The 24,464-nt window shown below is 57.7% G+C and carries 26 protein-coding genes, 1 tRNA gene and 1 pseudogene; 20 read left to right on the top strand and 8 right to left on the bottom strand.

The window, feature by feature from the left end; all coding sequences use genetic code 11:
- The 4 genes from ribB to ACFDSS_RS06045 all read left to right on the top strand — a co-directional run.
- Positions 1-1,129, top strand: a 1,129-nt coding sequence (gene ribB / locus ACFDSS_RS06060) for a 3,4-dihydroxy-2-butanone-4-phosphate synthase (RefSeq protein WP_375254870.1), incomplete at its 5' end; no start/stop codon positions are given.
- Positions 1,129-1,668 (top strand): 6,7-dimethyl-8-ribityllumazine synthase, encoded by a 540-nt coding sequence (locus ACFDSS_RS06055; protein WP_375254869.1) that lies wholly within the window; start codon positions 1,129-1,131, stop codon positions 1,666-1,668. The genes ribB and ACFDSS_RS06055, both read left to right, overlap by 1 nt.
- A complete protein-coding gene (gene nusB, locus ACFDSS_RS06050) occupies positions 1,665-2,138 on the top strand; it encodes a transcription antitermination factor NusB (RefSeq protein WP_375254868.1) in 474 nt (157 codons plus the stop codon). Before ACFDSS_RS06055 ends, nusB begins: the two co-directional genes overlap by 4 nt.
- A gap of 52 nt (positions 2,139-2,190) precedes the next feature.
- Positions 2,191-2,505 carry a hypothetical protein gene (locus tag ACFDSS_RS06045; protein WP_375254867.1) on the top strand — a complete coding sequence of 105 codons (315 nt, stop codon included), beginning with the start codon at positions 2,191-2,193 and terminating at the stop codon, positions 2,503-2,505.
- Positions 2,506-2,743: 238 nt separating this feature from the next.
- On the opposite strand, the gene ACFDSS_RS06040 is transcribed toward ACFDSS_RS06045, so the two are convergent.
- The gene (locus ACFDSS_RS06040; protein WP_375254866.1) at positions 2,744-2,890 is read right to left on the bottom strand and encodes a hypothetical protein; all 147 of its coding nucleotides are present in this window, start codon (positions 2,888-2,890) and stop codon (positions 2,744-2,746) included.
- A 319-nt stretch (positions 2,891-3,209) separates the two neighbouring features.
- On the opposite strand from ACFDSS_RS06040, the gene ACFDSS_RS06035 reads away from it, so the two are divergent.
- On the top strand, positions 3,210-3,668 hold the full coding sequence (locus ACFDSS_RS06035; RefSeq protein WP_375254865.1) for an MmcB family DNA repair protein: 459 nt from the start codon (positions 3,210-3,212) through the stop codon (positions 3,666-3,668).
- On the opposite strand, the gene ACFDSS_RS06030 is transcribed toward ACFDSS_RS06035, so the two are convergent.
- Positions 3,655-3,846, bottom strand: coding sequence for a DUF6324 family protein (locus tag ACFDSS_RS06030; protein WP_375254864.1), 192 nt, complete (start codon positions 3,844-3,846; stop codon positions 3,655-3,657). The two genes, ACFDSS_RS06035 and ACFDSS_RS06030, sit on opposite strands and share 14 nt — an antisense overlap.
- A 77-nt stretch (positions 3,847-3,923) precedes the next feature.
- On the opposite strand from ACFDSS_RS06030, the pseudogene ACFDSS_RS06025 reads away from it, so the two are divergent.
- The 7 genes and pseudogenes from ACFDSS_RS06025 to ACFDSS_RS05995 all read left to right on the top strand — a co-directional run.
- Positions 3,924-4,409, top strand: a pseudogene (locus tag ACFDSS_RS06025) (GNAT family N-acetyltransferase); the annotation flags it as partial.
- A gap of 43 nt (positions 4,410-4,452) precedes the next feature.
- Positions 4,453-4,529 (top strand) — tRNA-His (locus ACFDSS_RS06020).
- A gap of 91 nt (positions 4,530-4,620) precedes the next feature.
- Entirely contained in the window at positions 4,621-5,646 is a 1,026-nt protein-coding gene (locus ACFDSS_RS06015) for an RluA family pseudouridine synthase (protein ID WP_375254863.1), read from the top strand.
- A 160-nt stretch (positions 5,647-5,806) separates the two neighbouring features.
- A complete protein-coding gene (gene rpoH / locus ACFDSS_RS06010) occupies positions 5,807-6,703 on the top strand; it encodes an RNA polymerase sigma factor RpoH (protein WP_375254862.1) in 897 nt (298 codons plus the stop codon).
- A gap of 134 nt (positions 6,704-6,837) precedes the next feature.
- A complete protein-coding gene (locus ACFDSS_RS06005; RefSeq protein WP_375254861.1) occupies positions 6,838-7,809 on the top strand; it encodes a Gfo/Idh/MocA family protein in 972 nt (323 codons plus the stop codon).
- A gap of 12 nt (positions 7,810-7,821) precedes the next feature.
- On the top strand, positions 7,822-8,109 hold the full coding sequence (locus tag ACFDSS_RS06000) for a DUF4389 domain-containing protein (RefSeq protein WP_375254860.1): 288 nt from the start codon (positions 7,822-7,824) through the stop codon (positions 8,107-8,109).
- 45 nt (positions 8,110-8,154) lie between these two features.
- Positions 8,155-8,910 (top strand): DUF6782 family putative metallopeptidase, encoded by a 756-nt coding sequence (locus ACFDSS_RS05995; RefSeq protein WP_375254859.1) that lies wholly within the window; start codon positions 8,155-8,157, stop codon positions 8,908-8,910.
- Between the two features lie 70 nt (positions 8,911-8,980).
- Here ACFDSS_RS05995 and ACFDSS_RS05990 read toward each other — a convergent pair whose 3' ends face one another.
- From ACFDSS_RS05990 to ACFDSS_RS05980, 3 genes are all read right to left on the bottom strand, one after another.
- On the bottom strand, positions 8,981-10,798 hold the full coding sequence (locus ACFDSS_RS05990) for a M3 family oligoendopeptidase (protein ID WP_375254858.1): 1,818 nt from the start codon (positions 10,796-10,798) through the stop codon (positions 8,981-8,983).
- A gap of 61 nt (positions 10,799-10,859) precedes the next feature.
- A complete protein-coding gene (locus ACFDSS_RS05985; RefSeq protein WP_375254857.1) occupies positions 10,860-12,449 on the bottom strand; it encodes an ATP-dependent DNA ligase in 1,590 nt (529 codons plus the stop codon).
- A complete protein-coding gene (locus ACFDSS_RS05980) occupies positions 12,446-13,459 on the bottom strand; it encodes a ligase-associated DNA damage response exonuclease (RefSeq protein ID WP_375254856.1) in 1,014 nt (337 codons plus the stop codon). The genes ACFDSS_RS05985 and ACFDSS_RS05980 overlap by 4 nt, the downstream gene beginning before the upstream one ends.
- A 95-nt stretch (positions 13,460-13,554) precedes the next feature.
- Here ACFDSS_RS05980 and ACFDSS_RS05975 point away from each other — a divergent pair, with 95 nt between their 5' ends.
- Positions 13,555-14,769, top strand: coding sequence for a threonine ammonia-lyase (locus ACFDSS_RS05975; RefSeq protein WP_375254855.1), 1,215 nt, complete (start codon positions 13,555-13,557; stop codon positions 14,767-14,769).
- Here ACFDSS_RS05975 and ACFDSS_RS05970 read toward each other — a convergent pair.
- Positions 14,762-15,703: an alpha/beta hydrolase gene (locus tag ACFDSS_RS05970; RefSeq protein ID WP_375254854.1), complete on the bottom strand. Its 942-nt coding sequence runs from the start codon at positions 15,701-15,703 to the stop codon at positions 14,762-14,764. The two genes, ACFDSS_RS05975 and ACFDSS_RS05970, sit on opposite strands and share 8 nt — an antisense overlap.
- The gene (locus ACFDSS_RS05965; RefSeq protein WP_375254853.1) at positions 15,704-15,994 is read right to left on the bottom strand and encodes an SCP2 sterol-binding domain-containing protein; all 291 of its coding nucleotides are present in this window, start codon (positions 15,992-15,994) and stop codon (positions 15,704-15,706) included. It lies immediately after the preceding gene.
- Between the two features lie 75 nt (positions 15,995-16,069).
- Between ACFDSS_RS05965 and ACFDSS_RS05960 the strand changes: the two genes are divergently transcribed.
- The 5 genes from ACFDSS_RS05960 (at position 16,070) to ACFDSS_RS05940 (ending at position 20,922) form a co-directional block, all read left to right on the top strand.
- Complete coding sequence (locus tag ACFDSS_RS05960) at positions 16,070-16,630, top strand: tetratricopeptide repeat protein (RefSeq protein WP_375254852.1); 561 nt, start codon at positions 16,070-16,072, stop codon at positions 16,628-16,630.
- A 32-nt stretch (positions 16,631-16,662) separates the two neighbouring features.
- Entirely contained in the window at positions 16,663-19,383 is a 2,721-nt protein-coding gene (locus tag ACFDSS_RS05955; RefSeq protein ID WP_375254851.1) for a helicase-related protein, read from the top strand.
- Positions 19,380-19,751 (top strand): RNA-binding S4 domain-containing protein, encoded by a 372-nt coding sequence (locus tag ACFDSS_RS05950; protein WP_375254850.1) that lies wholly within the window; start codon positions 19,380-19,382, stop codon positions 19,749-19,751. The genes ACFDSS_RS05955 and ACFDSS_RS05950 overlap by 4 nt, the downstream gene beginning before the upstream one ends.
- Before the next feature lie 119 nt (positions 19,752-19,870).
- Positions 19,871-20,206 (top strand): ferredoxin FdxA, encoded by a 336-nt coding sequence (fdxA, locus tag ACFDSS_RS05945; protein WP_375254849.1) that lies wholly within the window; start codon positions 19,871-19,873, stop codon positions 20,204-20,206.
- 209 nt (positions 20,207-20,415) lie between these two features.
- Entirely contained in the window at positions 20,416-20,922 is a 507-nt protein-coding gene (locus ACFDSS_RS05940) for a CarD family transcriptional regulator (RefSeq protein ID WP_375254848.1), read from the top strand.
- A 104-nt stretch (positions 20,923-21,026) separates the two neighbouring features.
- On the opposite strand, the gene purD is transcribed toward ACFDSS_RS05940, so the two are convergent.
- Positions 21,027-22,289: a phosphoribosylamine--glycine ligase gene (purD, locus tag ACFDSS_RS05935; protein ID WP_375254847.1), complete on the bottom strand. Its 1,263-nt coding sequence runs from the start codon at positions 22,287-22,289 to the stop codon at positions 21,027-21,029.
- A 224-nt stretch (positions 22,290-22,513) separates the two neighbouring features.
- Here purD and ACFDSS_RS05930 point away from each other — a divergent pair, with 224 nt between their 5' ends.
- Positions 22,514-23,047, top strand: coding sequence for a hypothetical protein (locus ACFDSS_RS05930; protein ID WP_375254846.1), 534 nt, complete (start codon positions 22,514-22,516; stop codon positions 23,045-23,047).
- Between the two features lies 1 nt (position 23,048).
- On the top strand, positions 23,049-24,464 hold a 1,416-nt coding region (gene xseA, locus ACFDSS_RS05925), incomplete at its 3' end, for an exodeoxyribonuclease VII large subunit (protein ID WP_375254845.1).

Genomic DNA, 24,464 nt, shown 5'->3' with positions numbered 1-24,464 from the left:
GAGTACGCATTTTGAAAGCCCCGGTCAGGTCGAACGCGATTGGTCTGATGCGATCAGCAAGATTGAAGAGATCATCGAAGACGCACGCAACGGGCGCATGTTCGTGCTCGTGGACCACGAAGACCGCGAAAACGAAGGCGATCTGGTGATCCCTGCACAGATGGCGACACCGGATGCGATCAACTTCATGGCCAAGCACGGGCGCGGGCTGATCTGCCTGACACTGCCGGGTGAACGGATCGACGCGCTGGGCTTGCCACTGATGGCGTCGCATAATTCCTCGCGCCATGAAACAGCCTTCACCGTCAGCATCGAAGCGCGTGAAGGTGTCAGCACCGGCATTTCCGCCCATGACCGCGCGCGAACAGTGGCCACCGCCATTGACGCGTCAAATTCAGCGTCGGATATCGCGACACCGGGGCATGTGTTCCCGCTGCGCGCACGCGATGGCGGCGTGCTGGTGCGCGCGGGGCATACCGAAGCGGCAGTCGATATCGCGCGGCTGGCAGGGTTGAATCCTTCGGGGGTGATCTGCGAGATCATGAAAGAAGACGGCGAAATGGCGCGCCTGCCGGATCTGGTGGCATTTGCGCAACTGCATGGCCTCAAGATCGGGACTATCAGCGATTTGATCGCCTACCGCCGTCGGCACGACAATCTTGTGCGGGTGCGCGCGACCGACACGATCACCTCCGAATTCGGTGGGACGTGGGAGATGCGCATCTACACCGATGAAACGCAAGGGGCGGAACATATCGCGCTCATCAAAGGGGACATCACCACGCCTGGGCCTGTGTTGGTGCGGATGCACGCCATGGACCCGATGCTCGATGTCTTGGGGACGGGTCCACGGGGTCGGCGGAACGAATTTGGCGACGCGATGAATGTGATCGCGCAAGAAGGGCGTGGCGCGCTCGTCCTGCTGCGTGACGTGCATATGAAACTGGATCAGGCTGAAGAGGCCTCACCGCAAACCCTGCGCCAATATGGTCTTGGCGCGCAGATATTGTCCTCGTTGGGCTTGCATGAAATTGAATTGCTGACCAACTCGCCGCAGCCCAAAGTCGTGGGGCTTGACGCCTACGGGCTTGAGATCGTGGGCACACGCAAAGTTTCGGTGATTGGATAATGGCAGCACCGTCTCATTATATCATGCCGCTACCGACGTTTGACAAGCCGGTCAAGGTTCTGATCGTCGCGTCGCCATACTACAAAGACATCTCCGACAACCAGATTGCCGGTGCCAAGGCTGAAATCGAAAAAGCCAGTGCGACTTGGGAGATCGTCGAAGTGCCCGGTGCGCTGGAAATCCCGACCGCGATCGGCATCGCAGGACGGATGTCGCATTTCGACGGCTACGTGGCCCTCGGCTGTGTGATCCGCGGTGAAACCACCCACTACGATACGGTCTGCAACGATAGCAGCCGCGCGATCCAGCTTCTGGGTCTGCAAGGGTTTTGCATTGGCAATGGCATCCTGACGGTTGAAAACCGTGCGCAGGCGGAAGTGCGCGCTGATCCGGCTGAAATGAACAAAGGCGGCGGGGCTGCGGCTGCGGCCTTGCACCTGATCGCGCTCGCCCGTAAGTGGGGCAAGGCTGAAAAGGGCGTGGGCTTCACCCATGAAATCCTGATGGCCGGTGATACAGATGACAAGACGCGCGCATGACCCTTTCAAACAATCAAAAACGCAAAATGAAATCAGCGGCACGGCTCTATACCGTCCAGGCGTTGTTCCAGATGGAAGCATCCGGCCAGACCGTTGATGCGATCCTCCGCGAATTTGAAGACCACCGCTTCGGGGCCACCTATGAAGAGGGAGAAATGACCGAAGGGGATGTGGATACGTTCCGCGCATTGATGGAAAACGCCGTCAACGAGCAGGCGGCAATTGACCAGATGACTGATCGCGCTTTGGTCGCAAAATGGCCGATTGCGCGCATTGATCCGACCTGGCGGGCGCTGTTCCGGGCAGCAGGGGCGGAGTTGGTCCTGAAAGACACGCCGCCCAAAGTCGTGATAAAGGAATTTGTCGGCGTGGCCGAGGCATTCTCAGCCGACAACAAGGAACCGAAATTCGTCAACGCGGTGCTGGATCATATGGCCCGTGAAGCGCAGCCCGCGGCATTCGGCGCGTAGATCGCGTTGCCATTTTCCGCGACCGGGCTATTTTGGGCTGGTGAGCGGAACAATGAACCAAGAACCTGAACCCGACCTGATGCGGCTCTATCTGCGGCATTGCGCCATTGGCTTTGTGCTGTCCGCGATATTTGTAGGACTGATCTTGTGGTTTGATGTCGTCGGATTGCGCCGCCTTGTAATGGGGTCCGACATCGGCTGGCTGGCCGTCTTTTTGCAGTGGTTCTTTAATGGGACGGTTTTTGGCGGCGTGCAATTCGCGATCATGCTGATGCTCAATGCGGAGGAGGACGAGGACGACGGGCCGCAACGGGGCATGACGATCCCGGTGCGGGCGGCCGCAAAGACGAAAGACCGGATGATTTGATGACGCAGACTGCGGGTCAAGAGTGACGGAAACCACGGCAACCGTAGAGGCAACTCATCCCGAGGACCTGTATGTACAGGTGGGCGCCAGATAATCAGACCAGGGTCAGAACAGAGCCAGCTCCCTCGGATTTGCTTAAGGCCACTGGATTTGTGCCTGCTGTTTACAAGAAGCGCAGTAACCGTCAGGCAATTAGGTAGGGGGCGTTGTGCGAAAGAGCAAGGGGCGGTGGTGCCGATTATTCTTCGATATCACCGCGCAGAAGCCAACCATTGCGGCCCACCATTTCGGCGGGGGCATAAGCGAGCAGGACACGTTCAGCCAAGCCAACGAAAAGGAGCGCCATAGCGACTTCAAAAAAGCTGATTGATGTGAGCAGTTCCATGTTTTTTGTTCCCTCTTGTCTGTGAAGATAAGTCTAGAAGCGAAAGCGGACGAAAACGTGACGTGGCTAAGGCATTTGCCCCAACACGGCGCTGCATTTCGCCCGATTTGCGTCACATTGGCGAGAAATAGAGCAAATTTTGGCATCAAATAACAAGTTAAGCATTTGTAAAAAATGAATAAATGGTTCGTAAAAGCGTTGTTTCCAAAAGCGGACCAATGTCAGCAAGAACAGCCAATCCAGCCGATATACTTTCCAAATCGTATACATTAAATATTTGGACTTGTTATCTGTTCACGTATTGTTCATTTTTCGCGGCATGCAAGGCGACGCCCCCCAGCTACAGATGATGCCCGGCCAACTTCTGGCGCGGGGTGTATCACGTGCGTTGCGCGGGCATGATTTTGTAACGGTGGAGGAACTGGTCCCGACGTCTGGGCTGCGTGTGGATGTGATGGCGCTGGGGCCAAAGGGTGAAATCTGGATTGTGGAATGCAAGTCCAGCCGGGCCGATTTTCAATCAGACCGCAAATGGCAGGGGTATCTGGCTTGGTGTGACCGGTTCTTCTGGGCCGTCGACGGTGATTTTCCGACAGAGCTGCTGCCCGATGAAACGGGCCTGATCCTGGCCGACGCCTATGATGCTGAGATCATTCGGATGGGGCCGGAGGCCAAGCTTGCGGCGGCACGGCGCAAAGTGATGGTGCAGAAATTCGCGCGTCACGCGGCCATGCGCGCACAGGCCGCGCGTGATCCGGGTTTTGTTAACGCTTTTTGACGCTCCGCGCCGCCATCGCTGCGGCTTTGATCTCATCTGCGATCTCAATCGCCTCATCGGGTTCAAAATCCATCGGAATTTCCACGTCGCCGGCCTCAATGAAAATCCGGACCATGCCCAGATCGGTCGGGCCGATTTGCATATTCGCCTCGATGTCGCGTTCGTTGTTGATACCCATGTCGATCCTCAGCGGCTTGATGAGCCGCTTATCTACAGCGCGCAGGGCTTGATTGGCAAGCGCGGTGGCGGCACTCTGGGAGCATGGAATTTGAGCTGCGCAGATTTTCCGCCGATGATGCGGGTTGGTTGGCGGACCAGCACGCCCGCCACTACCGCGAAGTAGAAGGTTTCGACGACAGTTTCGGACCACTGGTTGGGTCCATCTTGCAGGCGTTCCTGGCGTGTGAGGCGCAGGAAATGCAGGCCGGTTGGATCGCGCAAGGCGCTGGACAACGCTTGGGTTCAATCTTTTGCGTCCGCAAGGATGACAGGACGGCCAAGCTGCGTTTGTTCTTTGTCGTTCCAGAAGCGCGGGGAACTGGCGTCGCACAGGCGCTCTTGACGGAGTGCCTTCGGTTTGCCGAGGCGAAGGGATATGCGGGGCTGACGCTGTGGACCCATGAAAGCCACCGCGCAGCGGGTGCGATCTATGCGCGCAACGGGTTGCAGCGCGTTGGTGCGAAAGAGGTCAATTCCTTTGGTGTCGATTTGGTCGAAGAGACTTGGCAGATTACCTTTTGAGGGACTTGCAATCGCGCGCGCATGTCGCTAAATCCCGCCCTGTGCCGCCTTAGCTCAGTAGGTTAGAGCGCTTGATTGTGGATCAAGAGGTCCCTGGTTCGAGACCAGGAGGTGGTACCACTCACCCCTTTTTGGTATCGGTGTTTGATAATAGGCAGCTGCGCAATTCGCGCGGGCAGGTGCCTCCGGCGGGAGTTTTCAGAGCAAGATGATGGAACAGGTTGCTTTTGAAATAGCGCCCGCGCCGCCGGCGCGTCTGGACAAGGCGTTGGGACGTGATGTGCCGGAAGCGGCGTCGCTCAGCCGGTCGCGCTTGGCCAGGCTGATTGCGGATGGTGCGGTTGCGGTTGATGGTGTTGTTGTCACCGACCCCCGGTTTCGTGTGGCAGAGGGCGCACAGATTGTTGTGTCTGTCGCCAAGGCCGCGGAAAGTCATATTTCAGCCGAGGATATTCCCTTGGATGTGGTTTACGAGGATGACGACCTGATTGTGGTGAACAAGCCGAGTGGTATGGTCGTGCATCCGGCTCCCGGCACCCCGGGGGGGACGTTGGTTAACGCACTGATCCATCATTGCGGCAACAGCCTGTCCGGTGTTGGCGGCATGAAGCGCCCCGGCATTGTTCACCGTATTGATAAGGAAACAACCGGCCTGCTTGTCGTCGCCAAATCGGATCGCGCGCATCATCATTTGGCGGATCAGTTCGCGGCACATACGGTCGCCCGTCGCTATCTTGCCGTTTGTTATGGCGTGCCGGACCAGAACGATCCAAGACTGCGTGGCATCAAGGGGACCTCTTTTGAGGCGGGCAATATATTGAAGATCCAGACCCTTTTGGGCCGCCATCGGACGGATCGGCAACGGCAGGCCGTGTCATTTACCGAAGGTCGCCATGCGGTGACCCGTGCGCGCATCATCGCGCCCATTGGACAGCCGCCCTGTGCTTCGTTGATTGAATGTTGGTTGGAAACCGGGCGCACCCATCAGATTCGTGTCCATATGGCGCATTGTGGTCATGCCTTGATTGGGGATTCTGTTTATGGCGGGCGCCGTAAGCTCTCTGCCAAGGCGGTGGGCGAGGATGGGGTCGCAGCGGTGGCTGGTTTCGGGCGGCAGGCATTGCATGCGGCGACATTGGGCTTTGAACATCCGGTTTCTGGCGAATTTCTGGAGTTTGAGGCCAAAATGCCAACCGACATGGCGTCGCTGTTGTCGGATTTGCGGGCAGGGGTCTGAAATATACGATCCCATGTGCGTGAATGCACGCGACAAGCCCTCGCAAAACTGAACCGGACGGTTCATATTAAGTTATCGGAAACGTATCAGTGGTACTTGTATGTCCATTCAGACGTCCCCATATCGATGTTAAGCCTTTAAACATAGGAGGGCAGAGACAGTGAGCAACTATAAGAATTTACCAGCACCAACCCCAGAGGGTGGGCTGAACCGTTATATGCAAGAAATCCGGAAATTCCCGATGTTGGAGCCGGAAGAAGAATACATGCTGGCCAAACGCTGGGTGGACCATGAGGACACCGAAGCGGCCCACAAGATGGTCACGTCGCACCTGCGATTGGCGGCCAAGATTGCGATGGGCTATCGCGGCTATGGCTTGCCCCAGGCTGAGGTGATTTCCGAGGCCAATGTCGGGCTGATGCAGGCAGTGAAGCGGTTTGATCCTGAAAAGGGGTTCCGTTTGGCGACATATGCCATGTGGTGGATCCGCGCCTCGATCCAGGAATATATCCTGCGGTCCTGGTCTTTGGTGAAGCTCGGCACGACCTCTGCGCAGAAGAAGTTGTTCTTTAACCTGCGCAAGGCAAAGAACCGGATTGGTGCTTTGGAAGACGGTGATCTGCGTCCTGAAAACGTGGCCCGCATTGCCAATGATCTCGGTGTGACCGAGACGGAGGTGATTTCCATGAACCGTCGTTTGTCCGGGGGTGATGCCTCTTTGAATGCGACGGTGAGTGCGGATGGCGAAGGTGCGGCCCAGTGGCAGGACTGGCTTGAGGACGAAAGTGCAAACACGGCCGCCGATTATGAAGCCAGTGATGAGCTTGATGCCCGCCGTGAGTTGCTGGCAGAGGCGATGGGTGTGCTTAATGATCGTGAGAAAGACATTCTCATGCAGCGCCGTTTGTCCGAAGAAACAGTGACACTGGAGGATCTCAGCGGGCAATATGACGTGAGCCGTGAACGCATCCGTCAGATTGAAGTCCGCGCCTTTGAGAAGTTGCAGAGCAAGATGCAGGAGCTGGCCCGCGAAAAGGGTATGCTGGCGACCGCATGATGCCATCTGAAGTGGTGTGAAATGTTTTGTCCCCGTCGGAGCCTCCGGCGGGGATATTTTTTGCTCCGAAGAAGAACTGTGCCTTTTCAATTCGGGGCTGGTGGCGCTAGCATCTACGTCAAAGGGGTGATGACATGGCACATTTGAATTGGGGTATCCTGGGCGCGTCGAATTTTGCGATGCGTGACATGGCGCCCGCGATCCATGCTGCAAAGGGTGCGCGACTTGCGGGCTTGGCGACATCTGATCTGCGCAAGGCGGAAGGGTTTCAGGCGTTTGCGCCGGATTTGAAAACCTACGACAGCTATGATGGCTTGCTCGCGGATTCGCAGATTGACGCGGTTTATGTGCCATTGCCGAACCATTTGCATTTGGAGTGGTCGCTCAAGGCGCTTGCAGCGGGCAAGCATGTGCTTTGTGAAAAGCCGATGACCCTCCATGCTGCGGAATACGATGAGCTGATCGCTGCCAGTGCACAGTCGGGCCTTTTGGCGGCAGAGGCCTATATGATCGTGCATCACCCGCAATTTATCCGGGCACGCGACCTGCTGCAATCGGGTGCGATCGGCAAGCTGGTCCATGTCGATGCGACCTTCAGCTATTTCAATGATGACGCGGCCAATATCCGCAATAGCCCGCAGAAGGGCGGCGGTGGATTACGTGATATTGGCGTCTACACTTTTGGCGGCGCCCGGTTCGTAACCGGGCAGGAGCCGGTATCAATCCCTTATGCGAATCTCCGCTTTGAGAATGATGTGGATGTATTTGCGCAGGTTGCCGCGATTTTCCCTGATTTTACCTATGCTGCCACGGTTTCGATGCGGATGTTTCCGCGTCAGGAAATGGTGTTTCATGGCGACAAGGGCATCTTGCGTTTGCATTGCCCTTTCAACGCAAACACCTTTGATGTGGCTGAATTGACTTTGGAAAACAATGGCCGCAAGGTTGTTTCAGAGCGTTGGCCGGGCTTCAATCAGTATGTAAAGCAGGTGGAAAACTTCGGCGATGCTGTGCAGAATGGTGCCGATTATCCGTGCCCTCTTTCATTTTCGCGCGGGACCCAACACATGATTGACATGGTTTTCGAAGCCGGGCCGCGCCCGTAAGAGGAGATGACGATGCCGCAAGATGACAGAGCTGACGATATTGACGTAAAAACGGATTACGACAACATCTGGATCCGCCTTCTCAACATGGTGATTATCGCTGTGCTGATGTCCATGGCCTCCACTTTGTTGGGTATTATGACCGTGGCGCAATTTCTAATCATGGTCTTCAACAATCGCCAGCCCAATGAGCAATTGGCAGGTATGGGTACGACCATGGGCGTGTGGATGGCCAAGGCCGCCCGCTATCAAACCGCTGACAGCGAGGTCAAACCCTGGCCTTGGACAGAGCTTGACTGATTGCGACGTGCCTGATGGGAGCCCAGCTACTTTGATGTTGCATCAATGACCAACGGGCGGCGTGTGATGGCCCATGCGATCTGGCTTGTGCTGGCTGCGTCGCAGTCCTGGGCGGTGTTAAACTGTGACCAACGCCCCTTCGAAGCTGGCAGCGATCTGGAAGCGCTATATGTAAACATGTCGGATGCCGTTGCGGCATTTCCCAGGCTTGAAGAAACTTTGAACAGTGACCTCACGCTGTGCCTTTCGGACACATTGGTGGCTGAGCGTGGCTATTATCAGCCCGAAGGCCGCCGACTTGTCTTGGCCAGTAATATGACGCCAGGCCTGACGCTTGCTGTTGGCGTGCACGAGCTGCGCCATGTTCAGCAGTATGACGTCGGCAGTTGCCCCGGTCTCGACCTTTCCATGAGGGCATATGCCAATGCAGTCTTTGCGATGGAGGCCGACGCGAGTGTCACGAGCCTCGTTGTGGCGACCTTTCACCGCAAACAAGGGCGGCCCGAAATGTGGGACGCGCTTGCGGCATGGCCAACACAGGCGGATATTGCCGCCCGATTTGCGGCGACCTTTGCCAAGACATTGCGGATTGAAGACGCAGCGACCGACGCGTTTTCATCGTGGTACGAAGACGCGGAGCGCAGGGATCGATATTATATTGCGATCTGCGCGAACTATCTTGACCAGCTTGATCGCGATCATCTTTTGCCGCAATACAACAGCCTGTCAGACGGCTTTTTTGACGATCTGTGCAGCCTGCCTGATGGCAATCCCTATCGGTGCAGCCGTCCCGCAGACTGACGCCAAATCCAAACATAGCGGATCCTTAGGCCTACCGTACTTGGAAGGCCGTGTTATCGCGCAACGCAGATTAATCCTCCATTGCTTCCAGCTCATCGATGAAACCTTCGATCATCGACAGCCCTTTGTTCCAGAATTGCGGGTCTGAGGCGTCGAGCCCAAAAGGGGCAAGCAGGTCTTTGTGGTGCTTGGAGCCACCTGCGCGCAGCATATCGAAGTATTTCTCGCGGAAGTCGGGGTCGCCTTCCTCATAGACGGCATAGAGCGCGTTTACCAATCCATCGCCAAACGCATAGGCGTAGACATAGAAGGGTGAATGCACGAAATGGGGGATATAGGCCCAGAAGGTTTCATAGCCTTCGGCAAAGTCAAACACCGGGCCAAGGCTTTCGGCCTGCACCGACATCCACAAGGCGTTGATATCGTCCGGTGTCAATTCCCCATCACTGCGTGCGGCGTGCAATTTGCATTCGAAGTCATAAAAGGCGATTTGGCGCACCACCGTGTTAATCATGTCCTCGACCTTATTGGCCAACATGACTTTGCGTTCTTCCTGGCTGGCCGCCCCGTCCAGCATCTTGCGGAAGGTGAGCATTTCGCCAAAAACGGATGCTGTTTCCGCCAGTGTCAGTGGTGTTGACGACAGCAATTCTCCTTGTTCGGCGGCCAGCACCTGATGCACGCCGTGTCCCAATTCATGTGCCAGCGTCATCACGTCGCGCGGTTTGCCCAGGTAATTCAGCATCACGTATGGATGTACTGGCGTCACTGTCGGATGCGCGAAGGCACCCGGTGCTTTGCCCGGTTTGACGGCCGCGTCAATCCAGCCATCGGTGAAGAAAGGCTTGGCGATCTCCGCCATTTTTGGGTCAAATTCCGCATAGGCCGACATGACTGTTTCGGTCGCCGCGTCCCAATCAACGATGGTTTCGCTTTCCATCGGCAATGGCGCATTGCGGTCCCAGACCTGCATCCGCTCCAGTCCCAGCCACTTCGCCTTCAGCGCATAATAGCGGTGTGCCAGTCGCGGGTATGCCGCGACGACCGCGTTGCGCAGCGCTTCGACCACTTCGGCCTCGACATGGTTGGACAGATGCCGTCCGGTTTGCGGGGTTGGCATCTTGCGCCAGCGGTCCTCGATCTCTTTTTCCTTGGCCAGCGTGTTATGCACCCGCGAGAAGATCTTGATATTCTCCTGAAAGACCGCTGCCAAGGCGTGGGTTGCGGCCTCGCGCTTGCTGCGATCCTGTTCGGTCAATAGGTTCAGTGTTGCTTCAAGGCCCAGTGTTTCGCCGTCAACGTCGAATTCCAGACCGGCCATGGTTTCGTCAAAGAGCCGGTTCCATGCCGCTGATCCAACGGTGGATTGGTCATGCAGGAATTTTTCCAGTTCGTCGGACAATTGGTGCGGTTTCATCGCCCGCATCCGGTCAAAGACCGGTTTATAGCGTGCCAGATCTGCGTTGGCGGCCAGCAAGCCGTCAAGATGTACGTCCGCCAGCCGATTGAATTCCAATCCATAAAACACCAGCGGCGTGGTGTAATCGGTGATCTTGTCCTGACAATCGGCCATGAATTTGGCGCGCGCGCTGTCGGTGGTTGCTTGGTAGTAGCGCAGGCCCGCGAACGACATCACGCGACCCGCGATCACGTCGATTTCCTCGTAGCGTCGCACCGCTTTCAAAAGGCCCGCTGCGTCCAGATCACCCAGTTTGCCTTCGTAGTCGCCCGCAAAGGCCGTGCATTCAGTTTCGAGCCATGCCATGTCCCGTTCAAGTTCAGGGCTGTCCGTGGCGGGGTAGAGATCGCTGAGGTCCCATTCGGGCAAATTGCCAAGGTCTTTGCCGCCACTGAGGTTTGCATCGAAAACGGGGGTTGGACGGGTCATTGGGGGCACCTTTTGTCTGTTGTTGCTATCAACATAGGCGCGCAGCGCAGAGGTTAAACCCCTAACCGTAGCTGGTGAGCATCTCTTTGAGGTCATCAAGCGTATTGATCTCATCCGCCGGTTTATCCTGCCGCCAGCGCAGCATCCGCGGGAACCGCAAGGCGATGCCGGATTTGTGCCGTGAACTGGCCTGGATGCCTTCAAAGGCGATCTCAAATACCTGTTGCGGCGGGACCTGGCGCACGGGGCCGAAGCGTTGCAGCGTGTTCTTGCGCACCCATGTCGTGATTTGCCGGAATTCGGTGTCTGTCAGGCCGGAGTAGGCCTTTGTGAAAGGCACCAGATCATTGCCGTGGCGCACCGCGAATGTGTAGTCGGTAAAGAGATTTGCGCGCCGCCCGTGTCCGGCTTGCGCGTAGATCATCACCGCGTCGATGGTCAGCGGGTCGATCTTCCATTTCCACCAGTCACCCTTTTTGCGCCCCGCGAGGTACGGGCTGTCGCTGCGCTTGAGCATGAGGCCCTCGGCGTTGCGGGCGCGGGATTGGTCGCGCGCCTCGGACAGCGCATCCCATGTGTCAAAGGGCACATTTGCGGACAGGCGTAAAGGGGCGGTGTCGGGTGTCGCGGCGACCAGATTGGCTAAAATGGCCCGCCTGTCCCGAAGCGGTTTGTGCCGGATATCGGTGCCTTCGTGTTCGAGCAAGTCATAGGCCATCAAGATGACCGGCGCCTCGGCCAGCAGTTTTTTCGGGACCGTCTTGCGACCGATCCGTTTTTGCAGCGCGTTGAAGGACAGTGGTACTTCATCGGCGAATGCCAGCACTTCGCCGTCGATCACGGTGCCGTCGGGCAGGTCGTCGGTAAGTTGCGCAAACTCTGGGAAGCGGTCGGTCATCAGGTCTTCGCCGCGTGACCACAGGTGATGGGTGCCGCGGCGAATGATAAGCTGGCCGCGGATGCCATCCCATTTGCGTTCCGCGCTCCAATCAGCGGGTGCGCCAAGGGCGTCAAAACCGTCCAGTTGATGAGCCAGATAAAACGGATAGGGGCGCGATTGATCGGCGGTGGGGTCATCAGCCTCGATCAGGGTTTCCCATGTGGCTGTTTCAGGGGTCCATCTGCCCATGAGTTTGTGGGTGAGCTCCGGCTCAGGCTGGCCTGTGGCCTGCGCCAGCGCGCGCGTGATGAGCTTCGCGCTGACACCGATCCGAAACCCGCCGGTCAGCAGCTTGGTGAACAAGAAGCGCTCGGTCGTGGGCAGGCTGTCCCATGCCCGCAATATCCCCGCTTTGCGCGCGTCTTCCTCAAGTATTGAAAGCGATTTTATGTAGACTATCCAGTGGCTCAGGGACTTTTCGTCATGTATCGTGGCGGGTGGCAATACCAGCGCAATCGTCTCTGCCAGATCGCCGACGATGCTGTAGCTTTCTCCAAACAGCCAATCGGGGAGGTCGGCGCGTTCTGCCGCCCATGCGCGCAGTTTTGTCGCCGTGATTGTGCGCTTCGGGCGCCGCCCCGTAAACAAAGCAATCGTCCAGAGCCTGTCCTCTGGCGCAGCGGTTCGGAAATAGTCGGCCAAGGCTGCGGTTTTGACGCTGGTCTTGGTGCTTTCGTCAATCTGTTTGAAGAGTGCTGCAAAATTCTTCATGTCGCGTGCTCATCTGCGGCGTCCAATGTCTCGCCCTGATAATCAGTGCTGACCACATGCGCGTCATATCCTTGTCCCGTGAGCCAGCGCTGAAAGGCAGACGTATAGCCGTGTGTCGTGAAAATCTTTGTAGCACCAGTGGCTTTGATCGCGTCGTTCAACCCGTCCCAATCGGCATGGTCCGAGACGATGAACCCGCGATCCGCTGCGCGCCTGCGCCGCACACCGCGCAGCGCCATCCAGCCGCTGGCAAAAGCTGTGGAAGATGCGCCGAAACGCCGGACCCATGTCGTCCCCAGCGCGCTGGGCGGTGCCAGAACAAGTGCGCCGGGGTGGGATTTGTTGGTGGTCTCTGCCGTAACCCGTGTCGTGTCTGGCAAGGTGATCCCTTGTGCGCGCAGGACTGCATTGGTGTTTTCAATTGCGCCATGTGTCAGGATAGGGCCGATATCAGCGTTGACAGTTGTCAACAACCGCTGGGCCTTGCCCAAGGCGTAGGCCCCAAGGATTGCGGTGCGCCCGGCGGCGGCAGTCGCAGCCCACCAATCGTTGATTTGCTGCGCAAGGATGTCCTGCGGCGTCCATTTGAAGATCGGCAGTCCAAAGGTGCATTCGGTGATGAAGGCGTGGCAGGGAACCGGCTCAAACGGCTCAGACAACCCATCGGCGACTGTTTTGTAATCGCCGGATGCGACCCAGACCTCACCTGCCACCGCCACACGGATTTGCGCCGATCCCGGAACGTGGCCTGCGGGATGGAATGAGACATGCGCACCGCCGATTTTGATGTCCTGCCCATAGCCTGTGGTCTGCAATTCGATTTCACCCAGCCGGTGCCGCATCACCGGCGCGGTACCGGAGGTTGCCAGATAGCGCCCCATGCCCGGACGTGCGTGATCGCTGTGCCCATGGGTAATCAAGGCGCGCATCACCGGTTTCCACGGATCGATGTAGAAGTCCCCGGCAGGGCAATAAATCCCGCGGTCGGTAAATGTCAGCACGTCAGCCATGCATGCAAGATAGCGCTTCATTCGGGCACGCCAATGGGTTTCGCCGGGCGGGGTCTGCGGCTAGGGTGGCACGACTGTACTGCGCGAGGCGCCCCATGACCCTTGATCCCCAACTCATCCGCGACACCTATGCCGCGATCGGCCCCGCCACGATGCGGACGCCCACGGTTTACGCGGCGCGGCTGTCCTTGCAATTGGGGTTCGATCTTTACCTCAAGCTGGAGAATTTGCAGCACACCAACGCGTTTAAGGCGCGTGGTGCTTTGGCAAAACTGCTCACCCTGACCGCCGCGCAGAAAACGGCTGGTGTCATTGCATGCAGTGCGGGCAACCATGCGCAAGGTGTAGCCTATCATGCCCACCGTCTGGGTATTCCGGCGGTAATTGTGATGCCGGAGGGCACGCCTTTCAACAAAGTGAAGCGCACGAAGGATTTTGGGGCGGATGTTGTGTTGCACGGCAAGGACTTCGATGAGGGTGTGCAATTCACGCATGATATGGCCGCCGAAAAGGGTATGACCTTCGTGCATCCATTCGATGATCCGGTTGTGGTTGCGGGGCAGGGGACTGTCGCGCTGGAGATGCTTGAGCAGGAACCGGATCTGGACTGCATCGTGGTGCCCATCGGCGGGGGTGGTTTGATCGCGGGCATGGCGGTGGCTGCGAAATCAGTGAAGCCGGATGTGCTGGTGATCGGCGCCCAAGCCGCAAATTTTGACGCGGTGAAAGCAGCCTTTGACGGCGGCGAAACCCATTTTGACGGTGCGACCTTGGCCGAGGGCATTGCAGTGCGTGCGCCGGGCGCGGCAAATGTCGCCGTGATAAAAGCATTTGTGGACCGCATTGAAACGGCTACCGAGCAAGAGATTGAAGCGGCTGTTTTCGATCTGCTTTCGCATGAGAAAATCGTCGCTGAAGGTGCCGCCGGAGCCGGGCTTGCCGTGATCGAAAGGCTGGCACCGGAATTGCAGGGAATGAAGGTTGGTCTGGTGGTCTGTGGTGGCAATATCGATTCGCGCTTGCTGTCCACATTGATCCTGCGCGGTTTGGTCCGCGATGGCCGGATCACGCGACTGACATTCGAGATCGATGACACGCCCGGTCAACTCTCTGATATATCGCGGATTATCGGGGACGCGGGCGCCAATGTGATCGAAGTGATCCACCAGCGCATGATGCAGTCTGTGTCGCTCAAACAGGCCGAGCTTGAAATCGTGATCGAAGCACGCGATCAGCAACATGTCGCCGAAACCATAGCCGAGTTGCGTGCCGCTGGTTTCCGAGTGCGCGCAGACAGCGAGATTACCTAGTCAGATTCGCGTCAAAAAGTGTGACGTAGCCGTCGATCAGATGGTCGCGGAGCTTGTCGGTGTCCATCAGCATCTCATGTTGTGCGCCGGCGATGATTTCCAGCTTGCCGCGCGGCCATTTTTCCATCCGGCTTTTGATCCGGCCGATATCCACGATCGCCTCATTGGACCCCATGAAGGTGACGCAATCCAGGTCAGGTGAAGGCAGTGCCGCAAGGGAGCGGAGTTCGCGCAGTGTTGTGTAGAGAAATCCCATTGATGCCCCGCCCAGCGCCATTTCGGGATGTTTGGTCACCATCTCACCCAGGCGTTCCCATGCTTCTTTATCCGTGGTCAATGTGTTCCCCTCAAACGGCTCGTGCAGAACGTAGGTCTCTTCCTGTTGCCAGGGCGCGTAGCGCTGGGTGAAGCCGAAGCGTTTTGCCAGAAACGAGATGGACCATGCAAAGGCGCGCACAAGCGGCGTGCCTTCCACGCCCCACATCGGAGCGGAAAAACCACAGGCTTCGACATCCAGACCGTTCATAACTGCGCGCAGCCCGATGGCCCCGCCCATAGAGTGCCCTACGAGGAAATAAGGCTTTGGCAGATCAAGTGCGGCTACGTGATCCATCATCGCCGCAACATCGTGTTGATAGTCCAGGAAATGATCCACATGCCCGACCGCGGGGTCTGGATGCACGCGGTCTGCGATGCCTTGGCCGCGCCAATCGATCGTCACGCATGCAAAGCCCCTTTCCACGAATGCCTTCGCTGTCCGGCCGTATTTTTCGATGTATTCGGTGCGGCCGGGAAAGAGCAGGATTGTCCCCTTTGCGTTCTGGGCAGGCCAATGGGCGACCCTGATGCGCACATTATCGCAGGTTGTCAGCCAGTAGGCCGCCCCATTGTCGGGAGCGCCTGCGATGTCTTCGTAAAGAGGGGCTTCGATCATTCAGGACAGGACGCCTGAAAGCTTCATGGCCAGCCCCATGTCGCCATCTACGGTCAGTTTGCCGGTCATGAATGCGGTGGTTGGGTTTATCTCTCCGTCGAGGATTGCTTTGAAGACCTCTGCTGTTGCGGTCAGGGTGACATCGGCGTCATCATCGCCGGCGCGCGCGCCGTCGGCGTCGATGATAATGTTGCCTTCATCCTCAATCGCAAATTTGGCAGTCCCGTCAAAGCCCGCACTGTCCATTTTTGCGTTCAATGCCGCCACAGCTTCGGTTACAACATCGCTCATGTTTTTTTATCCTTTATCAATTATGTGACCGCGCACCCTCTGGCGTCGGCTGCGCAGAGCGCTACATTACCTGATATGGGCATACAAACAAAACGCATCAAATATATCGTTACGGCACTTTTCCTGTCGGTCGGGTTTTCCATACCTGCGCAAGCGCAGGAAACGACTTTGGACCGGCTTTATCAGGAATTGGCAGAGGCCGATGCGTCATCCTACGCACGTATTGAACAACAAATTGCGACGGAATGGGGCAAAAGCGGCTCTGCTGCGATGGATTTGCTGATGCGCCGCGGGCGCGATGCGCTTGATGCAGGTGCGCCAGACATCGCGGTTGAGCATTTTACGGCACTTCTGGATCATGCGCCGGATTTCGCGGAAGGCTATTTTGGCCGTGCGTCCTCCTATTACTTGCTGGGGCTCACCGGGCCTGCGCTTGATGATATCCAGCAGGCGCTTGCGCTGAATCCGCGCCATTTTGAGGCGATGCGCGGTTTGGCGATCATCATGGAAGAGCTTGAACGCCCGACTGATGCCTTGGAGCTTTATGATCTGATCCTTGAGATCAATCCACAGTCGGTGGATGCGCGTGATGCACGTGCGCGCCTTGAACTCCAGCTAGAGGGTCAGGCGCTCTGAAGCGTATGATCCTGATGTCATCGGGGAAAAATATGACGACCTCGCGCATCACGGCCGTTCTGGGGCCGACGAATACCGGCAAAACACACTATGCAATTACGCGCATGTTGTCCTATCGCACGGGCGTGATTGGCTTGCCGCTGCGGTTGCTGGCGCGCGAGGTTTATGACCGGATTGTTGCGGTGCGCGGGCCCGGTGTCGTTGCTTTGGTCACCGGCGAAGAGCGGATCGTACCCCCGCGTGCCGCCTATTGGGTCTGTACGGTTGAGGCGATGCCGCAGGGGATAGGCTGTGATTTTCTCGCCGTTGATGAGATTCAGCTCTGTGCTGATCCTGCGCGCGGCCATGTCTTTACCGACCGTTTACTGCAAGCGCGTGGCCTGCATGAGACGCTGTTTCTGGGTGCGGAGACCATGCGGGGCGCGATTGCCGCCATGGTGCCGGACGCGCAGTTTCTGCGTCGGGAGCGGATGTCGGAATTATCCTATACAGGTTCGAAAAAGATAAGTCGTATGCCTGCTCGTGCCGCAATTGTAGGATTTTCGGTTGAAAATTGCTATGCGATCGCGGAACTGCTGCGGCGCACAAAGGGCGGTGCGGCCGTTGTTATGGGCGCACTTTCGCCACGCACGCGCAATGCACAGGTTGAGATGTATCAAAACGGCGATGTTGATTATCTGGTCGCCACAGATGCCATCGGTATGGGGCTGAACCTTGATATCGGCCATGTCGCGTTTTCATCGCTAACGAAATTTGATGGCCGCCGGATGCGCCACCTGATGCCGGAAGAGCTTGCCCAGATTGCCGGGCGCGCCGGACGCTATATGGACAACGGCACATTTGGCGTTACCGGCGAGGCGCCACCGCTTGATGACGCCGTGGCGTCTGCGATTTGCGATCACAAGTTCCAACCCGTCAAAAAGCTGCAATGGCGCAACAGCCGGTTGCAGTTCGGCTCTGTGAAACGCCTGATTGCCACGTTGGAGGACCGCACCGATGACCCCTGGCTTACGCGGGTGCGCGAAAGCGATGACCTTGCCGCCCTCAAGACGCTTGCCGCTGATCCTGAGGTTGCGGCCCGCGCGAGCGATGGTCCGTCGATCAATCTGCTTTGGGATGTTTGTCGGATCCCTGATTTTCGCGGGATCAGCCGCGCTGAACACGCAGGCCTATTGACCACGATCTACAATGATCTGCATCAGCTTGGACATGTTTCGGCGAATTGGTTTGGTTTGCAGGTCCGCCGCATTGACCGCACTGACGGCGACATTGATACGCTGTCCAAAAGGCTGGCATATATCCGCACGTGGACCTATGTCGCCCAACGAAACGGGTGGCTTGTTGACGAATCCCGTTGGCGCGAGGAGACCCGCGCTGTAGAAGACCGACTATCAGATGCGCTGCATGGCGCTTTGACGCAGAGATTTGTGGACCGGCGGACCAGTATTTTGCTTCGCCGGCTCAAGCAGAAGGAGAGCCTCGTGGCTGACGTGAATGACAAGGGTGAAGTGACCGTAGAGGGCGAATTCGTCGGGCGGTTGGAAGGCTTCCGGTTCCGTATGGACAAAGCGGGCAGCCCCGATGAGGCCAAGACGCTCCGGCAGGCATCTGTGCAGGCGTTGGCGCCGCAGTTCCATCTTCTGGCTGACCGTTTCTACAACGCGCCCGACCCGGAGATTGATTTCACTGAGCAGGGCGGCCTGATGTGGGGTGACGCCGCCGTTGGCAAGCTGACGCCAGGTGATGACCCGTTCAAGCCCGGTATCACGGTGTTTGTCGATGAAGAGGCGGGCGCGGATGTTGCCGCAAAAGTTCAACGCCGGTTGCAGCATTTCATTGATCGTAAGATCGCCGCCGGTTTTGAGCCGTTGATGGCATTGAAAAACGATGAGACCTTGACCGGTGCGGCCAAAGGCTTTGCGTATCGTTTGGCTGAGGGCTTTGGTGTCCTGCCTCGTGGTGATGTGGCTGAGGATGTCAAAGCGCTTGACCAAGATGCCCGTGGTGCGCTGCGCAAGCATGGTGTCCGGTTTGGCCAGTTCACGATCTTTATGCCATTGCTGCTGAAGCCTGCGCCGACGCGATTGCGTCTGGTCTTGTGGTCACTGTCCAAGGGGCTATCAGAGTTTCCGGAAAGCCCGCCTCCCGGCTTGGTCACTGTGCCTGCCGCGAAGGATGCGGTTCTGGGCTATTATGCCATGTCCGGCTACCGCGCCGCAGGGGACCGCGCGATCCGCATTGATATGCTTGAACGCCTTGCGGATATGCTGCGCGACAAGGACAGCCGCGGTGGATTTGAAGCCAATCCTGATATGCTGTCGATCACAGGCATGACGCTGGAACAATTTGCCGATTTGATGACAGGTCTTGGGTATAAGGCCGACAAAGGCGAGCGTGAGAAGGTGAAGACTGTTGCGCCTGAGGCTGTTTCGGAGGTTGAAACGCCGCCCCAGACCCCCGCTGAAGCCGGTGTCCCCGCTGATGATGCGCTTTCTGAGCCGGCGTCTGAGACCCCCGATACCGGTCCCCAGATGGAGGTTTTCTATACCTTTACATGGGGTGGTCGCGCAGCCCGTCAGGCCCACCCGCAAGGCGATCGCCCGCGTGGCAAGGGCAAACCCAAGGGGAAGGCAAAACCCCAAGGTGCTGGCAACAACAGGCCGCAGACCTTCCAAGCCAAGCCCAAGCGTGAAAAGCAAATTGATCCCGATAATCCCTTCGCCGCCGCATTGGCTGGCTTCAAGAAGGATTGAACGACCCGCGTCCCACCATCAGGCTGGACAAATGGCTCTGGCACGCACGATTTTTCAAATCGCGCAGCATTGCTGCGGGTGTTGTGACGGGTGGGAAAGTCCGCGTTGAGGGCAATCCGGTCGGCAAGCCTGCGCGGGCGGTTGGGCCCGGGGACGTGCTGACCTTTGTTCAGGCAACCGAAACCCGCGTGGTGCGCATTGTCGCTTGCGGTAAAAGACGCGGGCCTGCGCCTGAGGCGCAAGCGCTTTATGAGGATTTGACGCCCGCGCCGAAGGAACGCCCTGCCGCTGCGAAAGGGGCCAATCCGCGCTATGAAAAGGGCGGGCGTCCGACGAAGAAAGACCGTCGCGATATGGGGATTGATTAGCGTCCTTCCTGCGTTGCTGCGCACGATTGCATCTGCCTTAGCGTCGCACCGCCGCATTCGACCTTGAATGCGGCCAGCGTCTATTCTAGCTAGGCGGGATCAGCAAACCGGATACGCCTATGACCTACATCGTCAACGATAACTGCATCGCTTGCAAATACACAGACTGCGTCGAAGTCTGCCCCGTAGATTGCTTCTATGAGGGAGAGAACATGCTGGTGATCCATCCTGACGAATGTATCGATTGTGGTGTGTGCGAGCCTGAATGCCCCGCTGACGCGATCCGCCCGGACACAGAGCCGGATATGGAGAAATGGGTGGAGTTCAATCGGAAATACTCTGAGATGTGGCCGGTCATTATCACCAAGAAAGATCCGCTGCCCACTGCAGAGGAAATGGACGGCAAAGAGGGCAAGATCGAGCTGTTTTCCGAAGCGCCCGGCGAGGGCGGCTGATTCGCGGCATTTGTACAGAAAAACCCATATTTTGAAGGGCTTTTTGATGCTGCGCTGCGGCGCTTTCATGACGCCCTTTTTTATGGTACAATAGGGCCAATGCAGCGAACGAATTGATCCAAATTTGCAAACGACTTTCCCCGGCGGAGGCGCAATGGCCCCGGCGGTTTTTTGTCGCTTGTGCACGGGATCGCCATGAAAGGACGACTATGAGCAAGAAAAAATACGATTTTAGCCCGAATGAATTTGTCGTGTACCCCGCCCATGGGGTCGGCAAGATCGTGACGATTGAGACGCAAGAGGTTGCAGGCATCGAGCTTGAGATGTTTGTCGTCGCTTTTGAGAAAGACAAGATGACCCTGCGCGTGCCGACGCATAAGGCCACGGATGTAGGGATGCGTGCCTTGGCGACGCCAGATGTCGTCAGCCATGCCATGAAAACCCTGCGCGGCAAGGCCAAGGTGAAAAAGGCAATGTGGTCACGCCGTGCGCAGGAATATGAGCAGAAGATTAACTCTGGTGATCTGATCGCCATCGCAGAGGTTGTCCGCGACCTGCACCGCCAGGATGACCAGCGCGAGCAAAGCTATTCGGAGCGCCAGCTTTATGAAGCGGCACTGGAGCGTTTGACCCGTGAATTTGCGGCTGTTGCCGGCGGTGATGAAAACGCGGCTGCGGCTGAGATTGACAGCGTGCTGGTGAACCGCGCGGCTTGATGACATCTGGTTTGTGAATCTGAAAGCCCCGTCTTTGTCGCAAAGGCGGGGCTTTTGACTTTGATGCCTCCGGCGGGGATATTTGCGCCCGGAAGAAGCGGCGGTCAGATTGCCCGCCAGCCGATGTCGGAGCGGTAGAAGCCGCCCTCCCAATCGATGTTCTGGGCCATGACGTAGGCTTTTTCATGAGCTTCCGCCAATGTGGCGCCGCGTGCCGTGACGTTGAGAACCCGCCCGCCTGTTGCTGTGATCTGGCCGTCCTTGACGCTGGTACCTGCGTGGAACACCATGTGGAAGCTGTCTTCGGGAATGCTGTCCAGGCCTTTGATTGCGCTGCCTTTTTCGTAGCTGCCGGGGTATCCGTTTGCAGCCATCACGATTGTGAGCGCATGGTCGTCGGCCCAATTTGCCTTGATCGTATAGAGCCGTTCTTCGGCACAGGCTTGCAGCAGGTCAAGAATTTGCCCGCCCAGCCGCATCATCAGGCATTGGCATTCGGGGTCGCCAAACCGCACGTTGTATTCGACCAGTCGTGGCTGGCCGTTCTGGATCATCAGCCCGCAAAACAACACGCCCTGAAAGGGGGTGCCGCGCCGGGCCATTTCTTCTATTGTCGGAATGATGATCTCATCAAGGGCTTTTTGCGTGATGGCGTCGGTCATCACAGGCGCCGGCGAATAGGCGCCCATGCCACCTGTGTTTGGGCCTTTGTCACCGTCAAAGGCGCGTTTATGGTCTTGTGCGGTCCCGACGGGCAGGATTGTGTCTCCGTCGCACAGCACGAAGAAAGAGGCTTCTTCGCCATCCATGAATTCTTCGATGACGACCTCTGCGCCTGCATTGCCAAAGCTGCCGTCAAACATATCGTCGATTGCGGCAAGTGCTTCATCTTCGGTCATTGCCACGATGACGCCTTTGCCTGCCGCCAGCCCATCTGCCTTCACGACAATGGGTGCGCCTTGTGCTTTGATGTAGGCGCGCGCCGCAGCTGCATCAGTGAAATGCCCATAGGCTGCCGTTGGCGCATTGGCCGCGTCGCAGATCGTTTTGGTAAATGATTTTGAGGCTTCCAGCCGGGCCGCGGCTTCGCCTGGCCCGAAAACCAGAATGCCCGCGCTGCGCAACCTGTCAGCGACGCCCGCCGCAAGCGGACCTTCGGGACCAATAATAACGAAATCGATCGCATTTTCATCGGCAAATTGTGCCACGGACCCTCCGTCGTGGATGTCGATATCGGCGCAGGCCGCGATGCTTTCAATCCCGGCATTCCCCGGTGCGACGATGAGCCGGTCGCATTTCGGGTTCTGTTTGATGGCCCAAGCCAGACTGTGTTCGCGTCCGCCGCTGCCCAAAATCAAAATATTCATCGTCTTATCCGCCGCATATATGGTTTCTTGCTTCTAGGGCTGGTCATGCATGACTGCAAGTCGCGGAGGCGTTCGATATTCAATGCCTGCGCCTTGGCCTTTGTTGCCGGTCGTACTATCGTTTCGCAAAGACAATATTGCAGGTTCATCACATTTTGACACGTGACAATCCAGATCGGTCGTTATGGCATCGCCTTGAGGGATACAGTTTTCACGAGCGTCCTTTGACGCGTTCGCTGGTGGATCGTTTGCGCGAAGAGACCGGCCATCCGACCGACACCTGCTATACAATGCTGGAGGAATACCGCAGGTTTATCTTTCTCATTGGTCGCACCGGCGAAGAGCTGGTGCCTTCGCCGATTGTCGATCAGGTCTGGCGCCTTCATACGGAAGACGGCCCTGCCTATTTCGATGATTTTTGTCCCCGTATTATCGGCCGCACGATATATCGCCCAAAACCCGACCCAACACATGACCTCGCTTTCCATGACGACCCGGCATATGACCGCACGTTGGATTATTATGCGCGGGAATTCGGTCGCCCGCAGGTACAGTATTGGCCGGACCCCGACCTTGGCGCGTTGCGTATGTCCAAAGCCCTGTTCTGGGTGATCGGTGTTGCGGCGTTTATTTTGGCCTATGCCTTCCAGTCGTTGGTTTTTGCAGCTTTCGGTGTCTTGGTTGTGGTCCTGGCTTATGTCCTGCGCTGGAAGTTCACGTCACTGCCCTTGCAGCTCAATGCGCGTTTAGGGGGTTGATATGAATGATCTTTTCGAGGATGAGCCTACCGACAACACACCTGAATTTTCTGTCTCGGAGATTTCCGGCGCGGTCAAAAAGGCCATTGAGGGCGGCTTTGGCCATGTGCGTGTGCGCGGTGAGGTCGGGCGCGTGTCACGGCCTGCGTCGGGCCACATTTACATGGATCTCAAGGATGATCGCGCGGTTCTGTCCGGCGTGATTTGGAAGGGCCGTGCGCAGGGGCTTGCCCATCGTCCCGAAGAAGGCATGGAGGTCATTGCGACGGGAAAGCTGACCACATTCCCCGGTCAGTCCAAGTATCAGATGATTATTGAGGATATCGCTCCCGCCGGTGCCGGTGCTTTGATGGCGATGCTGGAGAAACGCAAGGCGGCCTTGGCAGCAGAAGGGCTTTTTGCCTTAGAGCGCAAGAAGCCGCTGCCCTATCTACCTGAAGTCATTGGTGTTGTTACATCCCCCTCTGGTGCAGTCATCCGCGATATTCTGCACCGGTTGCGGGACCGGTTCCCGCGCAAGGTGCTGGTCTGGCCTGTGGCCGTTCAGGGCCAGAACTGCGCGCCAGAAGTCGCCGCAGCGATTGACGGCTTCAACGCCTTGACCCAAGGTGGCGCATTGCCCCGTCCTGATCTGTTGATTGTCGCCCGTGGGGGTGGCTCGCTTGAGGATCTTTGGGGATTTAACGAAGAAGTTGTGGTGCGTGCTGCGGCGCGCTCGGATATTCCGCTGATGTCAGCTGTGGGCCATGAAACCGACACGACGCTAATTGATTTTGCCGCCGATATGCGCGCGCCCACGCCGACGGCTGCCGCAGAGTTGGCCGTGCCGGTGCGGATTGAATTGCTCGCATGGGTAGATCAGCAGGGCGCGCGGTTGAGCCGGGCGCTCAGCACCGGTGTCGCGCAGCGCCAGCAGCGAGTGCGCGATTTGGCCCGCGCCTTGCCGCAGGTCGAGAGTTTGCTGGATGGTCCGCGTCAGCGGTTGGACTATCTGGGTGAGCGTTTGCCTGCGGCCTTGCAGGGTGCCGCCGCCAAGAAACGCCTTCAGATGTCGGAGGCCGCACTTCGTCCCGGTATCTTGACCCGCCGTGTTGCAGAGGACAGGCGCCGATTGGAGGCGCTATCGGACAGGCTTGTCCCTGCTTTGCAACGTCGCACCCGAGATGGTGCGCGCGTGCTGGCGCAGGCCAGTCGGGGATTGCGTGGTGATGTTTTGCAGGCCCGTTTGCAGCGCCAGACGGAGCGTCTGGATGTGATCGTGCGTCGCCTGTCCGACCGTGCGACCCGCCAACAGGCCGAACGTATGACCCGCCTTGGCGCCTTGGACCGTCTGCGTGAGACCTTGGGATATGTGGAAACGCTCAAACGGGGCTATGCCGTTGTGCGCGGGGATGGGGCCGTTGTCACGGGCACCGCT

It is taken from the genome of Yoonia sp. (assembly GCF_042093035.1).
Classification (GTDB): domain Bacteria; phylum Pseudomonadota; class Alphaproteobacteria; order Rhodobacterales; family Rhodobacteraceae; genus Yoonia.
This window is presented reverse-complemented; position numbering and strand designations above follow the sequence as displayed.

Bases quoted from the DNA above. Each gene is read 5' to 3' on its own strand.
- ACFDSS_RS06055 (WP_375254869.1), top strand. From the start codon at position 1,129: ATGGCAGCACCGTCTCATTATATCATGCCGCTACCGACGTTTGACAAG.
- nusB (WP_375254868.1), top strand. From the start codon at position 1,665: ATGACCCTTTCAAACAATCAAAAACGCAAAATGAAATCAGCGGCACGG.
- ACFDSS_RS06045 (WP_375254867.1), top strand. From the start codon at position 2,191: ATGAACCAAGAACCTGAACCCGACCTGATGCGGCTCTATCTGCGGCAT.
- ACFDSS_RS06040 (WP_375254866.1), bottom strand. From the start codon at position 2,890: ATGGAACTGCTCACATCAATCAGCTTTTTTGAAGTCGCTATGGCGCTC.
- ACFDSS_RS06035 (WP_375254865.1), top strand. From the start codon at position 3,210: ATGCAAGGCGACGCCCCCCAGCTACAGATGATGCCCGGCCAACTTCTG.
- ACFDSS_RS06030 (WP_375254864.1), bottom strand. From the start codon at position 3,846: ATGGGTATCAACAACGAACGCGACATCGAGGCGAATATGCAAATCGGC.
- ACFDSS_RS06015 (WP_375254863.1), top strand. From the start codon at position 4,621: ATGGAACAGGTTGCTTTTGAAATAGCGCCCGCGCCGCCGGCGCGTCTG.
- ACFDSS_RS06005 (WP_375254861.1), top strand. From the start codon at position 6,838: ATGGCACATTTGAATTGGGGTATCCTGGGCGCGTCGAATTTTGCGATG.
- ACFDSS_RS06000 (WP_375254860.1), top strand. From the start codon at position 7,822: ATGCCGCAAGATGACAGAGCTGACGATATTGACGTAAAAACGGATTAC.
- ACFDSS_RS05995 (WP_375254859.1), top strand. From the start codon at position 8,155: ATGACCAACGGGCGGCGTGTGATGGCCCATGCGATCTGGCTTGTGCTG.
- ACFDSS_RS05990 (WP_375254858.1), bottom strand. From the start codon at position 10,798: ATGACCCGTCCAACCCCCGTTTTCGATGCAAACCTCAGTGGCGGCAAA.
- ACFDSS_RS05985 (WP_375254857.1), bottom strand. From the start codon at position 12,449: ATGAAGAATTTTGCAGCACTCTTCAAACAGATTGACGAAAGCACCAAG.
- ACFDSS_RS05980 (WP_375254856.1), bottom strand. From the start codon at position 13,459: ATGGCTGACGTGCTGACATTTACCGACCGCGGGATTTATTGCCCTGCC.
- ACFDSS_RS05975 (WP_375254855.1), top strand. From the start codon at position 13,555: ATGACCCTTGATCCCCAACTCATCCGCGACACCTATGCCGCGATCGGC.
- ACFDSS_RS05970 (WP_375254854.1), bottom strand. From the start codon at position 15,703: ATGATCGAAGCCCCTCTTTACGAAGACATCGCAGGCGCTCCCGACAAT.
- ACFDSS_RS05965 (WP_375254853.1), bottom strand. From the start codon at position 15,994: ATGAGCGATGTTGTAACCGAAGCTGTGGCGGCATTGAACGCAAAAATG.
- ACFDSS_RS05960 (WP_375254852.1), top strand. From the start codon at position 16,070: ATGGGCATACAAACAAAACGCATCAAATATATCGTTACGGCACTTTTC.
- ACFDSS_RS05955 (WP_375254851.1), top strand. From the start codon at position 16,663: ATGACGACCTCGCGCATCACGGCCGTTCTGGGGCCGACGAATACCGGC.
- fdxA (WP_375254849.1), top strand. From the start codon at position 19,871: ATGACCTACATCGTCAACGATAACTGCATCGCTTGCAAATACACAGAC.
- ACFDSS_RS05940 (WP_375254848.1), top strand. From the start codon at position 20,416: ATGAGCAAGAAAAAATACGATTTTAGCCCGAATGAATTTGTCGTGTAC.
- purD (WP_375254847.1), bottom strand. From the start codon at position 22,289: ATGAATATTTTGATTTTGGGCAGCGGCGGACGCGAACACAGTCTGGCT.